The sequence below is a fragment of the Paraburkholderia sp. 22099 genome, from assembly GCF_052045835.1.
GTDB lineage: Bacteria > Pseudomonadota > Gammaproteobacteria > Burkholderiales > Burkholderiaceae > Paraburkholderia > Paraburkholderia terricola.
In genome coordinates, this window is the sequence record NZ_JBQEPU010000014.1 from 107,367 (window position 1) to 120,927 (window position 13,561).

Below are 13,561 nucleotides of genomic sequence, written 5' to 3' on the forward strand. Positions count from 1 at the left end.
CTTTGCATTCCGAGCCGAAACAATCGAATGCCCCCGGCACGCCGACGCGCTATCGCGCCACGGCGATCGGTACTTCGTCGGTGCATGCGCAACGGCGCGGCGACACGTGGTATCTGCGCGCGGCCGAGCCGCTCGGCGAACATCCGCGGCGCATGACCGACCGGCTCGCGAGCGGTGCGCAAGCGCATCCCGAGCGCTGGCTGGCGGCACGCCGCGGTATCGACGGCGAATGGATCGGCGTGAGCTACGCGAAGGCGTTGCAAAGCGCTCGCGCTATCGGGCAGGCTCTGCTGGCCCGCAATCTTTCCGTCGAGCGGCCGGTCGCGATTCTCTCCGGCAACGATCTCGAGCATCTGCAACTGGCGCTGGGCGCAATGTGGGCCGGCATTCCGTATGCGGCGATTTCGCCGGCCTATGCGCTGGCTTCGGGCGACTTCGGCAAACTGCGTCATACGATCGATCTGCTCACGCCGGGACTCGTTCTCGTCAGCGACTACGATGTGTTCGCCAGGGCCATCGCAGCGGTGGTGCCTGCGGACGTCGAAGTCGTATCGGTCAACGGACCACGCGAGGTGCGTGCGGCGCATAGCGTGACGTCGTTCGATGACCTGCTGAACACGACGCCCACCACCGTCGACTCGGTTCACGCAACGGTGAGCCCCGACACCATCGCCAAATTTCTCTTCACGTCGGGCTCGACCAAACTGCCCAAGGCCGTGCCGACCACGCACCGCATGCTGTGCAGCAACCAGCAGATGCTGCTCGAAACCTTTCCCGAGTTCGCGCGGGAAGCGCCGGTTCTGGTCGACTGGCTGCCCTGGAACCACACCTTCGGCGGCAGCCATAACGCCGGCATCGCGCTCTACAACGGCGGCACGATCTATATCGACGACGGCAAACCCGTCAACGGCAAGTTCGAGGAAACGTTGCGCAATCTGCGCGAAATCGCACCGACCATCTACTTCAATGTGCCGAAGGGTTGGGAAGAACTGTCGATCGCGCTGGAGCACGACGCGCAATTGCGTGAGACGTTTTTCTCACGCGTGAAGGTGTATTTCTTTGCGGGTGCCGGCCTCTCGCAAGCCGCGTGGGACCGGCTGGAGCGGGTCACGGAAAAATACTGCGGCGAGCGCATTCGCATCATGGCGGGACTCGGCATGACCGAAACGTCGCCGTCATGCCTGTTCACCACCGGGCCGATCATGCGCGCCGGCTATGTCGGCTTGCCCGCGCCTGGCTGCGAGGTCAAGCTTGCGCCGGTCGGCGACAAACTCGAAGCGCGCTATCGCGGCCCGCACGTGATGGCCGGTTACTGGCACGCGAACGCCGGCGAGTCGGACAACGCATTCGACGAGGAAGGCTACTTTTGCAGCGGCGACGCGTTGCGCTTTGTCGATGTCGAGCGGCCGGAACTCGGCTTGCTGTTCGACGGACGCATTGCCGAGGATTTCAAGCTGAGCTCGGGCACGTTCGTGAGCGTCGGTCCCATGCGGGCGCGTGTGATTTCCGAGGGCGCGCCCTATGTGCAAGACGTGGTGGTCGCCGGCATGAATCGCGACGACGTGGGCTTGCTGGTGTTTCCGCGGCTCGCCGATTGCCGGCGGCTCGCGGGACTGCCTGAATCGGCGAGCGCGCGCGAAGTGGTGCAAGCGCCGGCGGTGCGGGCGCATTTCGCGGCTTTACTGGCGACGCTCAATCGCGGCGCGACCGGCGGCGCGACTACGATCGCGCGCCTGCGGCTCATGGACGTCGCGCCGTCGCTCGATCTCGGCGAGATCACCGACAAAGGCTCGATCAATCAGCGCGCGGTGTTGACGCATCGGGCCGCGCTCGTCGAGGCGATGTATGACGCGGCGCGGCGCGATTCCGCGGTGATTTACGCGGTCGCGGGTGGCGCGGCGTAATGCATGCGCCGGCGTGATCGGTGATCGGCTTGCGTTTCAGGAACACGAAGTGGCAGCCGCTGGTTCTGAAAGAGAATGGTCTACTGGGGTAAAAAAAGGCACTTAAGCAGAAGGGCTCGCAACAAAGTTGGCGCGGGTCAGCGCCAATCCACTGCCGCGCGGCGAAAGCGCTTCGCCGTATACAATTCGGCAGCGCCTGATTTTTGCCCCTACTGACCTGATCCCACTCATGCCGAATCCGACCCGGGCCTTCCTTCTCGGTCCGCTCCTGAAAGGCGTTTCACGCTCCTTCTACCTTACGCTGCGCGTGCTGCCCGCCGGCATGCGCGACCCCATCGGCCTCGCGTATCTGTTGGCGCGCGCGGCCGATACGATCGCCGACACGTCGCTCATTTCGCCGGAACAGCGCCTTGCGCTGCTGCTGTCGTTGCGCGACCAGGTGAACGGCGCAGCCGACGACGGCGCGCTGATCCGGCGCATGGCCGCGGAAGTGGCGGGCCAGCAGGCGCAGTCGGATGAAAAGGTGCTGCTCGAATCGCTCGGACCCGCGCTCGAAGTCTTGTCGCAACTCAGCGAGCCCGATCGCAAGGCGGTGCGCGAGATCGTATCGACGCTGACCGAAGGCATGGAATTCGATCTTCGCACCTTCCCCGACGAACGTTCCGGCCGGATCGCCGCGCTGCGCGAATACGACGAACTGGATCGCTATACGTATCTGGTGGCGGGTTGCGTCGGCGAATTCTGGACCACGATGACTTATGCGCATATGCCCGGTACGCTGAAGGAACGCCCCGAGACGATGGCGCGCCGCGGCGTGCGTTTCGGCAAGGCGTTGCAGATGACCAACGTGCTGCGCGATTGCGGGAAGGATTTGCGGATCGGCCGCTGTTATCTTCCCGGGACGCTGCTGGTTCGCCACGGGCTGAGCGCGCAAGATCTGCTGCTGCCGGGCAACTCCATGCGCGCGCGTCCGCTGTTGGTCGAGCTGCTGCGCAAGACGCTCGATCATTTTCGTGACGCGCTGGACTACACGCTGGCGATTCCCGCGTTCTCCGTGCGTTTGCGGCTCGCCTGCTTGTGGCCGATTCTGATCGGTCTGGAGACGCTGCTGTTGCTGGTGGATAACGACGCCTGGCTCGATCCTCAGAAGGTCTCGAAAGTGCGACGCAATCAGGTGTATCAGATCATCGCGTCGTCGCTGTTCATGGTGCCTTCGAACGCGCTGGTGCGGAACTCGATCGAGCAGCGCATCAGGCGGATCGAAGCGCGGCTCTGAACGTGGCGATATGAAGATGTAGCTAGCCCGGTGCGGAAGCACCGATAAGATGTGCGCCCGGCTACTCGTTGAAAAATGAATCTTGGCTGGATGGTCGCCTAAGCCGCCGACAACACCAAGCCAATCGCGCCGCAATATCACTTGATTTAATCTGCATCATTGAAAGGCGATCGATCGGGAAACCCCTAACACCGTGCATCGGTGGTTCGCGTTAGTCTCTTCGACAGAGGAGGCGGACATGAGACAGGCTTTCAATATTGCCGTGGTATTGCTGCTGGGCTATCTGCTAGCGGATAGGGCATTGATGCGCGCGCAAGCGGGCGAGACGGGAACGATAACCTGTCACCAGGGCGCGGAGATGGTCAAGGCTAACGCGTTGAAAAAAGGCTTCGGTGACGTCGGCGCCAGCAGTCAGGGGGACAATTTCCTGTCGAGCTGTCTTGTCACCGGCCGTGGCGAAGTGGGCGGTCTGGTCGCACGCGACTGAGCGGTTCATTACACAGTGCATCACGGAGACACGCAGGCGGGCATCGCCAAAGATGCGCCGCGAAAAAGCGCCTGGACCGTGGAGATCCAGGCGAAGTCACCGGGAGCCCGATGACGGAGGTATCGAATAAACCGCCGGCCCGCGATCGCCATGCTCGGTCGCGGGCCAGTTCGTTTGAGTCAAAGCGCGCGTTTCATTAGCGCTCGCCTGGCGCGAAAGCTAGCGCTTATTGCCCGAAGTAAATCGACTTCTGTCCGTTGGCGGCAGCCGCGCGGCCCACTTGCGACGAGCCGCCTGCCACACCACCGTAACCGCTTTGCGCCGGCTGTGCGGTGCCGTTTTGCGCATCGACGCGAGCTTGCGCGGCCTGAATGTCAGCCGGGTAGTGCGGGTCGTCGCGGCCCGGTTGATAACCGGCCTTTTCGAGTTGAATCAGTTCGGCGCGCACTTGCGCGCGGGTCACGGGCTGGTTGGACTGTGCAAACGAGGCAACAGGAGCGGCCAGTGCAGCGGCGATAACAACAGCTTGAATGAGCGATTTCATGATGAACTACCTCCAGTTCGGGTCTTTGTCGCATTACGAACGGTGTTGTTCGTAACCAGTGAGTGCATTGTAGGTTTGCGACTTCGACGGAGTAACCACCGACTTAGGTAATCTTTGTTGCTGGATTTGAGACAAACGAGCGGCATCTTGTGATGGCAGGGCAGAGGCACGCGACAAGCTGCTGCGTCCTCGCGTGCTGTTTTCAATCGCCGCCTTCCACGCTGCAAAAACAAAAATGCCGTTCAGTCAAAGACCGAACGGCATTCGTTCACGACACCCGCGTACCACGCGGGCTCAAACCTGAAACCGATCGCTCAAACCGCGGCCGGCCGCCACTTCAACAAGCGATGTTCGACGGCGGTCAACAGATAATCCGCGGCGAGTGCGACCACCGCCAGCACGATCATCGCCGCGAACACGCCGCTTGCGTTGAACGCGCCTTGCGCGGTGGAGATCAACAGGCCGATGCCCTGCTTGGAGCCGAGAAATTCGCCCACCACCGCGCCGACGAGAGCGAAGCCGAAGCTCACATGCAAGCTCGCAAGAATCCAGCTCAGTGCCGACGGAATCACCACCGACGTCGTCACCTGGCGGCGCGACGCACCGAGAATCTGCGCATTGGCGATCATGAACCGGTCCGCTTCACGCACGCCCTGGAACGCGTTGGCGAACACGACGAAGAACACCATCACCACGGCAAGCGCCACTTTCGAAGCCATCCCGAGACCCAGCGCGATCACGAACACCGAGCCGAGCACCACGCGCGGAATCGAGTTGGCGATCTTGATGTAGAGGCTGAACACGTCGGAGAGCAGCTTGTTGCGGCCAAGCACGATGCCGCAGAACACGCCCGCCACCGAGCCGATAAGGAAACCGAGCGCGGTTTCCTCGAGCGTCACCCATACCTGCGTCAGCAGCGGCCCTTGCGAGGTGCCGTTCACGAACCAGTCGACGATCTGATCGAAGATCGCGCTCGGCATCGAGAAGAAGAACGGGTCGATCCACTTCAGGCGCGCGGACAACTCCCAGCCGCCGAGCACCACCACCAGCACGACGATGCGCAGCGAAATCACCAGCGCATGGCGCTGCCGGATGCGTTTTTGCGCGACGCGTTCGACATGAGCGAGCGACGCGGCGTCGATGCCCGAAGGCATCATCTGTTCAGAGGTAGTCGTAGACATGTTTGCCGTTCCTTGATTAACCGATCTGCACTTCTTCGCGCAGGTCATGCCAGATGTCGCGCGAGATTTCGATAAAGCGTGGGTCGTAGCGGACCTCCGACGTGACGCGCGGACGCGGCAGATCGATTTCGTACACTTTCTTCAGCGTGGCGGGGCGCGCGGTCAGCACGAACACGCGGTCGGCAAGCGCAATCGCTTCTTCCAGATCGTGCGTGACGAACACCACCGAGCCGGCGCCCGCCCACAGTTGCAGCAACTCGTCCTGCATCAACGTGCGCGTTTGCATGTCGAGCGCCGAGAAGGGCTCGTCCATCAGCAGGATTTCCGGCCTGTTGATGAAGGTTTGCGCGAGCGCCACGCGCTTTCTCATGCCGCCGGAGAGTTGATGCGGGTAGTGCTTGCCGAACTTGTCGAGGCCCACGCGGCGCAGCCATTCATTGGCTTCGTCGTACGCGGCGGATTTCGAGCGACCGCGATACAGCGGACCGGCCGCCACGTTGTCGAGCACCGAGCGCCACGGGAACACGGCGTCCGCCTGAAACACGAAGCCGATGCGCGGATCGATGCCGTCGACCGGCGCGCCCATCACGCGCACTTCGCCGGTGGTGGGCTTCAGCAAGCCGGTGATCATGCTGAGCGTGGTCGACTTGCCGCAACCCGTCGGGCCGACAATCGCGACGAATTCGCCGCGCGCCACCGACATGCTGAAGTCGCGCAACGCGATCGTCGCCTTGCCGTCGGGAGAAATGAAACGGCACGATACGTTGCGCATCTCGATAGCTGGCGTATCGCGTGACATGGATGGATTCATCGGCTGGGGCCTCGCTGTTCTCGTGATGTGTCTCGTGATGTCGAAGGGGTGTTACTTCGCCGCGGTTTTGACCGGCGCCGACACGTAGTCGTTGGTGTACGTCTTGGCGAGGTCGATATGCTTGCCCTTCACCGACGGGTTGAATGCCGACAATACTTTCAGCACCGTGTCGGGGCCGTCGGCGGGCATCTTGCCGTCCTTCGTGAACATCGGCAGCGACGCCTTCAGCGCGCCGACATAGAGGTCTTTGTTGTTGCCGTAGTAGTCCTTCGGCATCTTCGCGGCGATCTCCTCGGCGCTATGCGTCGCGATGAAGTTCAGCGTCTTCGCGAACGCATGCGAGAGTTTCGCGGCGTCGTCCTTGTGCGACTCGGCCCACGCGCGCTGCACGTAGAAGCTCGAAGCCGGATAGGTTCCGCCGAGCGCGGCGCGCGTGCCTTCCAGCGTGCGCATATCGACCAGCACCCTGGCGTCGCCGGTCTTCAGCAGTTGCGAGACGGTCGGCTCGGTCGTCATGCCCGCGTCGATGCGGCTTTGCTTGATGGCCGCGATAAAGCTGTTGTCCGCGCCCACCGGCAGCAACGTGTACTGCGAGCTCGGCACGCCGCCGCGTTGCGCGAGATATTGTGTGAGGAAGCTCGTCGATGAACCGAGGCCGGTCACGCCGAGCGTCTTGCCCTTGACGTCGGCCATGCTCTTGAGCGTGCCCGCGGCCTTGGTGGAGACCATCTCCACCTCGCCCGGCACCTGGCCGAAAATCACCAGCGCCTCCACTTCCTTGCCCTTGCTCTGCAGATCGATGGTGTGGTCGTAGAAACCCACCACGCCTTGCACCGCGCCCGCGAGCAGTTCGTTTTCCGCGTCGACGCCCGCCGGTTGCGAGAGGATTTCGACGTCGAGGCCTTCGTCCTTGAAGTAGCCGAGCTGCTCGGTGAGCTTGGCCGGCAGATAGATGATCTTGGTGGCGCCGCCGACCATGATCGTCAGCTTCTCGGCATGAGCGGCAGCCGAGGCGGCGGCAAGGGTGAACGCAACACCTGACACAGCGGCAATCTGGCGCAAGGTACGCATGAAGCAGTCTCCGTAGGTTTGTCGCCGCTGGGTGGAAAATGCGGCGCTTTCTGGGTGAATGGAGGCGAGTATAGAAATCGCAAACCTTCTGCCAGCTTTCGGGGACGTGGCTAAATCATGGGTGTTAACCCGAAAACCCGCCGAAAACCCGCCGAGACACCCGCCGAGAGACTTGCCGCGAATACTCGAAGGCCTGCCGCGAACCCCATGCGGTGCGCGCAAAGCCCTTGTTTTACGGCACAATCGACGATCTGACTTTCGCGTTCCCGCCATGAAGCTGCTGCTCATCGAAGACAATCCCACGCTCGCGCACTGGCTCGCCAGGATGCTGGAACAGGAGGCGTTCGCGCTCGACGCGGTGCAGGACGGCGACTCCGCCGACCGTCTATTGCGCACGAATCATTACGACGTGATTCTGCTCGACCTCAATCTGCCGCAACTGTCCGGCAAGAACGTGCTGCGCCGTCTGCGTCAGCGCGGCGACTCGACGCCGGTGCTGATTCTGACGGCGAGCGGCTCCATCGACGAAAAGGTGGAACTGCTCGGCGCCGGCGCGGACGACTACCTCGTCAAGCCGTTCGAAGTGCGCGAGCTGGTTGCGCGCATCAAGGTGGCGATCCGCCGCCAGTCACCGTCGAAGGCGAGCGAGGTGGTGTGCGGCGATCTCGCGTTCGACATCGACACGCGCCAGTTCACGCTGAAGGGCGCGCCGCTGAACGTCACGCCGCGCGAGCGTTCGGTGCTCGAAACGCTGATCCTGCGTCTGGGCAAAACGGTGACGAAGCCCGCGCTGGTCGACGCGATCTTCACGCTCGCGGACGAACCGAGCGAGGACGCGGTGGAAATCTACATCTCGCGGCTGCGCAAGAAACTCGACGGCAGTTCGGCGGCGATCGTCACGTTGCGCGGGCTCGGCTACCTGTTGCGCAAGAAAGAAGATGACCAATAGCTTGCGCGTGCGTTTGTTGTGGTGGCTGCTCGTGCCGCTCGCGCTATACGTGTTCGTCACCGGCAAGGCCGAATACGACAACGCGCGGCGCACCGCGGATCTGGTGCAGGATAACCAGTTGATTTCGTCGGCGCGCATGATCGCGGGCGAAGTGCAATGGGTGGACGGCTTCCTGCGCGTGGACGTGCCGCCCGCCGCGCTCGAAATATTCGCGTCGCCTTATCGCGACCAGGTGTTCTACAGCGTGAGCGTCGACGATGGCCGCCTGCTCGCGGGCACGCCCGACTTCCCGCCGCGCCCGGCGCAGCGCCCCGATACCCCCGATCATTACGACGCCGCTTTGCAAGGCCGTGCCGTGCGCGCGGTCGGCCTCGTTCGTCTGATGTACGACAATGGCGTGACGCGCCGCGTGCGCGTGACGGTCGGCAAGACCGTGCACTCGCGCGATGCGATGGCGCAGGAATTGTGGCAGCCGCAACTCGTGCGGCAGATCGAAATGATCGCGCTGGCGGTGGCGCTGGTTTGCATCGGCCTCACGTTCGAATTGCGGCCCTTGATGAAAGTGAAGGACGAGGTCGCCGACCGCGATCCGATGCAACTGGAGCCGATTCGCGTCGAGCGCCTGCATACGGAGTTGCGGCCGATCGTCGAGGCGATCAATCAGTGCATTGCGCGGCTCGGCGTGCAAGTCGCCGCGCAACGGCGCTTCATTGCCGACGCCGCCCACCAGTTGCGCACGCCGCTTACGCTGCTCGGCACGCAATTGCAGTTCGCGCGTCAGCAGGACGGCTTGAATCCCGCACTCGACGAAGCGCTCGCGGCCATGCATCGCAGCAATCGTTCGATGGTCGGGCTGACCAACAAGCTGCTGTTGCTGGCGCAGGCCGAAGCCGCCGACAACACGCAACTGGCCGTTGAAACGGTGGATCTCGTCGCGCTGGCCATGGAAGTGGTGGAGGACCTGGCGCTGCTCGCGCAGGCTCGGGACATCGACCTCGGTGCGGAATTGAGCGGCGTTGCGCCGGTGGCCGGGCATCGCGGCATGCTTCAGGCGCTGATCGCCAACCTGGCCGAGAACGCGATCCGCTATACGGGCAGCGGCGGCCATGTCACGGTTGCGGTGCATGCCGGCGTCGATACGGTCAGCGTGAGCGTGCTGGACGACGGCCCCGGCATTCCGGCCGAGTCGCGCGGCCGCGTGTTCGAACCGTTCTTCCGCGCGTCGACGGATACCGAAGGCACGGGGCTCGGTCTCGCGATCGTGCGCGAGATCGCGGACGCGCATCATGGCGAGATCACGCTCAAGCCGGGCGAAGGCGGCAAGGGCGTGCACGTGACGGTGTCGTTTCCGCGCGCCAAGGCGCAGCGGGCGGAGAAGGTTTAAAAGTTTGAATCGCCCATCGAGCGCTTCTCGCGGATGCGCGATAGGAAGGAGACACTCACACAATGCGCAACGCCTCACTGAGCTTTTCGCGCGCGTTCCATGCGGCAGTCGCGGCGTTTTTCACACTCTTTCTGCTGGCTCCGGCGGCGGCGTCCGCGCAGGACGATGCGCCCGGGAAAGTCGCGATCATGGTGGGTGGCATCACCAAGCTCATCTATCTTCCGGTGTTCCTGACGGAGCAGCTTGGCTACTTCAAGGCCGAAGGCCTCGACGTGGAACTGCTGTCGCAAACGGCGGGCGTCGACGCGGAGAACGAATTGCTGGCGGGCGCGGTGCAAGGGGTGGTGGGTTTTTACGACCACACCATCGTTTTGCAGAGCAAGGGCAAGGAGGTAAAGAGCATCGTCGTGCTCGGCCAGGTGCCCGGCGAAGTGGAAATGGTGTCGGCGAGAGCTGCCGATTCGATTAAAAGCATGGCCGACGTCAGGGGCAAGACGCTCGGCGTGACCGGGCTCGGTTCGTCGACCAATTTTCTGACGCAGTATCTGGCGAGACTCGAGGGCGTGCCGAACTCGCAATACACGCTGCTGCCGGTGGGCGCGGACAGAAGCTTTATCGCGGCGATCAGGCAAGGCCGCATCGACGCGGGCATGACGACCGAGCCCACGGTCTCGCAACTGCTCAAATCCGGCGATGCGAGGATTCTCGTGGACATGCGCAACGTCGAGGGCACGCGTGCCGCGCTCGGCGGCACGTATCCGGCTTCCAGCCTGTACGTGCAGAGCGCATGGCTCGATACGCACCCGCGGGAAGCGGCCAAACTCGCGCGTGCTTTCGTGAGGACACTGCAATACCTGCATACGCACAGCGCCGAGGAAATCGCCGCGCGGATGCCGAAAAACTTCATCGGCAACGACAAGGCGCTTTATGTCAGCGCATTGAAGGCATCGTTGCCGATGTTCACGGTCGACGGCAGGATGCCGGCCGACGGTCCGCGCACCGTACTCAAGGTGCTGTCGGGTTTCAATCCCTCGGTGAAGGGACGCCACGTCGATCTGTCGAGAACGTTCACCAATCAGTTCGTCGACGAAGTAAAACCCTAAGCTGGATGTGTGCGTATCGCGAGACCGCGGCAACGCCCGCGCCTTTTAATAACGCCCAACGCAAGTTCAAAACGCGGCGCTGTAAATCGCCAATGCATCGTCCTCGGTGAGCGGCCTGGGATTGTTGACCAGCAGCCGCGTTTGCAACATGGCGTCGCTCGCCATCCGTTCGAGTCCGCTGCGTTCGATGCCGACATCGCGCAGCCGCGCCGGAATCGCCGTGGCGGCGATCATCTGTTCGAGCCGTTCGATCAGCGCCTGCGTCTTGCTGGCGGCGCTGCCGGTCGCGCCCGGCATGATCACGTCCGCGAGTTCTGCATACAGATGCGCCGCCGCCTCGGCGTTGAACCGCAGCACGTGTGGCAGCACGAGCGCATTCGAAAGACCGTGCGGCACGTGGTAAATGCCGCCGATCGGATACGCGAGCGCATGCACCGCGGCCACCGGCGAATTGGCAAACGCCTGGCCCGCGAAGGTCGCGCCGAGCAGCATGGCTTCGCGTGCCTCGCGGTTTCGGCCGCTCTCGCACGCAGGCAGCAGATTGCGCGACAACAGTTCGAGCGCTTTAATCGCGAGCATGTCGGAGATCGGGTTCTTCAGATGCGCGGACGTGTACGCCTCGATCGCATGCACCATCGCGTCGATGCCGGTTGCGGCGGTCGCGGCCTTGGGCAAACCGAGCGTGAGTTCGGCGTCGAGAATCGCCAGATCGGCGATCAACTGCGGGGCGACCACGCCCATTTTCTTCGCCTCGCCAACCGTCACGATCGACACGGCCGTCACTTCCGAACCGGTGCCCGCGGTGGTCGGCATCTGCACGAGCGGCAGGCGGGAGACCACGATCTTGTTCACGCCGTACATGTCGGCGAGTGTTTGCTGTTCCTGCGGAGCCAGCACGGCGATCAGCTTCGCCACGTCCATCGACGAGCCGCCGCCCAGGCCCAGCACGATCTGCGCACCCGCCGTCCGCGCGCGCGAAGTTGCTTCGAGCACAATGTGTTCGGGCGGATCGGCGATCACGTCGTCGATTACGGTGGCGTTCCAGCCGTGCGCGGCGAGGTCGGCGAGCGCGGGATTCAGCAGCCCGCTCTTGTGAAGGAAAGCGTCGGTGACGACGCACAGGCGCGTAAGCGATGGAAATTGCGCGCGCAATAGAGCGCCGAGGCGGCGCGCGGCGCCGAACTCGACCAGCATGGCCGGCACGGTCTGGAAGCGGAATGCGTTCGTCATTTAGCGTCTCCTTGCATCGCATGGCTCGCGGCGTTGCGCCGATCGGGCTGCGGAATGGTGTTTTTGCGGCGGTAAAGGCTCGCGGCCTCGCGGGAAAAATGCGGGAAGCGAGAGCTGGAGCGCAGGCGTTAGTTGTACCAGATTCGGATCGGCTGCTCGCGTGCCTTTGATGTTGCGCGGTTGGATTAAGCGGGCAAATGAGGCGGGCGAACGAAGCGGCCAACTACGGCGGTGAAGCGCCCAAACACCACGAACGCGGCCACATAAAGCCGACGGTCGAGCGCCAAAACCATGCGATTCAGCAGGACATTCGAGGTCTTTGTTGAGAACGGTTCGCATTTGGGCTAGATTGATGCCCTGTCCTTTGAGAACGCGGAGCGAATTCATGGCCGAAGTGCTGATTCGACGGGAGCCTTGGGCAACGACACCCACGCCGGTTCTCGATGCCGGAACCGCATATCCGCCCGCGTTTCAAGCCGGCTGGCGTGACGAAGCCGGCACGAGCGGTCCGAAAGCCGGACGCCTCGCTTATTTCGGCGCGCCGCCGACCCCATCGCTCACGCAAAAGGATCCCCTATGACCACGCTTTCGATGCCGCAGATCACCCTTGCCGATCTCTCGATCGAGCCGGGACTGCCGACAGTCGTCTCGCCGCGCGCCGGCGCGGAGATTTCTCTGCAAGCGGTTGCGCCGCTGCTGCATGCGATCGTCGACGACACGCTGGAGCACGCGGGCGGCGTGCTGTTCACCGGCTTTCGCGTGCACTCGATCGAGGCCTTTCAAAGCTTCGCGGGCTCGTTCGGGCATCCGCTGATCGGCTATGAATTCGCGTCGACGCCGCGCAGTCAGGTGGAGGGGGCGGTCTACACGTCGACCGAATATCCGCCGCATCGCTCGATTCCGTTGCATAACGAGCAGTCGTACACGCGCGAATGGCCGCTGCGCATCTGGTTTCACTGCGCGCTCGCCGCGCGTTCGGGCGGCGCGACGCCGATTGCGGACAGCCGCGCGATCCACGGAGCGCTCGATCCGGCGCTCGTCGCGCGCTTTGCCAAACGTGAGCTGCTTTACGTGCGCAACTTCGGGCAAGGGCTCGATCTGCCGTGGGAGCAGGCTTTCGGCTCGGATGATCCGCGCGTGGTCGAGCGCATTTGCCGGACTCGCGGCATCGAATGCGAATGGCGCGACAGCGACGACGGCGAACTGCTGTTGCGCACGCGCGAACGCTGCCAGGCGGTGGCGCGTCATCCGCGCACGGGCGAGCTTGTCTGGTTCAACCAGGCAAATCTGTTCCACCTGTCATCGCTCGACGAGGACATGCAGGAGGCGCTGATTGATTCGGTCGGGCTCGAAAACGTGCCGCGCAATGTGTATTACGGCGACGGCGAGCCGCTGGAGGCCGAGGCGCTTGCCGAAATCCGCGGCGTGCTCGATCAGCAGCGGATCGTGTTTCCGTGGCGGACGGGCGACGTGCTGATGCTCGACAACATGCTGACCGCGCACGCGCGCGATCCGTTCGAAGGACCGCGCAAGGTCGTCGTGGCGATGGCGCAGAGCCACAGCGAAGGCCAGGACCGGGGATAAGCGGTCACGCGGACGGCCGCGCCAGCGGCTCGAAGCG

12 protein-coding genes are annotated in these 13,561 nt (G+C 63.5%); 7 read left to right on the forward strand and 5 right to left on the reverse strand.

What is annotated here, in order from left to right; genetic code table 11:
• Positions 1–2 precede the first annotated feature (2 nt).
• The 3 genes from ACTJLC_RS15480 to ACTJLC_RS15490 all read left to right on the forward strand — a co-directional run bounded on the left by ACTJLC_RS15480 (position 3) and on the right by ACTJLC_RS15490 (position 3,667).
• On the forward strand, positions 3–1,904 hold the full coding sequence (locus tag ACTJLC_RS15480) for a feruloyl-CoA synthase (protein ID WP_436263892.1): 1,902 nt from the start codon (positions 3–5) through the stop codon (positions 1,902–1,904).
• A gap of 229 nt (positions 1,905–2,133) precedes the next feature.
• Positions 2,134–3,180 (forward strand): phytoene/squalene synthase family protein, encoded by a 1,047-nt coding sequence (locus ACTJLC_RS15485; protein WP_436263893.1) that lies wholly within the window; start codon positions 2,134–2,136, stop codon positions 3,178–3,180.
• Between the two features lie 238 nt (positions 3,181–3,418).
• Positions 3,419–3,667 (forward strand): hypothetical protein, encoded by a 249-nt coding sequence (locus ACTJLC_RS15490; protein ID WP_440844487.1) that lies wholly within the window; start codon positions 3,419–3,421, stop codon positions 3,665–3,667.
• Between the two features lie 226 nt (positions 3,668–3,893).
• Here the strand turns inward: ACTJLC_RS15490 and ACTJLC_RS15495 are convergent, their stop codons facing one another.
• From ACTJLC_RS15495 to ACTJLC_RS15510, 4 genes are all read right to left on the reverse strand, one after another.
• Positions 3,894–4,211 (reverse strand): DUF4148 domain-containing protein, encoded by a 318-nt coding sequence (locus tag ACTJLC_RS15495; protein WP_073428702.1) that lies wholly within the window; start codon positions 4,209–4,211, stop codon positions 3,894–3,896.
• Positions 4,212–4,525: 314 nt separating this feature from the next.
• Positions 4,526–5,368, reverse strand: a complete 843-nt coding sequence (locus ACTJLC_RS15500) for an ABC transporter permease (protein WP_073428701.1) — start codon at positions 5,366–5,368, stop codon at positions 4,526–4,528.
• 40 nt (positions 5,369–5,408) lie between these two features.
• On the reverse strand, positions 5,409–6,203 hold the full coding sequence (locus tag ACTJLC_RS15505; RefSeq protein ID WP_073428700.1) for an ABC transporter ATP-binding protein: 795 nt from the start codon (positions 6,201–6,203) through the stop codon (positions 5,409–5,411).
• Positions 6,204–6,254: 51 nt separating this feature from the next.
• Positions 6,255–7,274, reverse strand: coding sequence for an ABC transporter substrate-binding protein (locus ACTJLC_RS15510; protein ID WP_154872306.1), 1,020 nt, complete (start codon positions 7,272–7,274; stop codon positions 6,255–6,257).
• Positions 7,275–7,545: 271 nt separating this feature from the next.
• Between ACTJLC_RS15510 and ACTJLC_RS15515 the strand changes: the two genes are divergently transcribed.
• The 3 genes from ACTJLC_RS15515 (at position 7,546) to ACTJLC_RS15525 (ending at position 10,710) form a co-directional block, all read left to right on the forward strand.
• Positions 7,546–8,223, forward strand: coding sequence for a response regulator (locus tag ACTJLC_RS15515; protein ID WP_073428698.1), 678 nt, complete (start codon positions 7,546–7,548; stop codon positions 8,221–8,223).
• Entirely contained in the window at positions 8,213–9,607 is a 1,395-nt protein-coding gene (locus ACTJLC_RS15520) for a sensor histidine kinase (RefSeq protein WP_114163972.1), read from the forward strand. Before ACTJLC_RS15515 ends, ACTJLC_RS15520 begins: the two co-directional genes overlap by 11 nt.
• 62 nt (positions 9,608–9,669) lie before the next feature.
• Positions 9,670–10,710: an ABC transporter substrate-binding protein gene (locus ACTJLC_RS15525; protein ID WP_436263894.1), complete on the forward strand. Its 1,041-nt coding sequence runs from the start codon at positions 9,670–9,672 to the stop codon at positions 10,708–10,710.
• A 66-nt stretch (positions 10,711–10,776) separates the two neighbouring features.
• On the opposite strand, the gene ACTJLC_RS15530 is transcribed toward ACTJLC_RS15525, so the two are convergent.
• A complete protein-coding gene (locus ACTJLC_RS15530; RefSeq protein ID WP_436263895.1) occupies positions 10,777–11,940 on the reverse strand; it encodes an iron-containing alcohol dehydrogenase in 1,164 nt (387 codons plus the stop codon).
• A gap of 576 nt (positions 11,941–12,516) precedes the next feature.
• On the opposite strand from ACTJLC_RS15530, the gene ACTJLC_RS15535 reads away from it, so the two are divergent.
• Entirely contained in the window at positions 12,517–13,524 is a 1,008-nt protein-coding gene (locus tag ACTJLC_RS15535) for a TauD/TfdA family dioxygenase (RefSeq protein ID WP_436263897.1), read from the forward strand.
• The last annotated feature ends 37 nt before the right edge of the window (positions 13,525–13,561 follow it).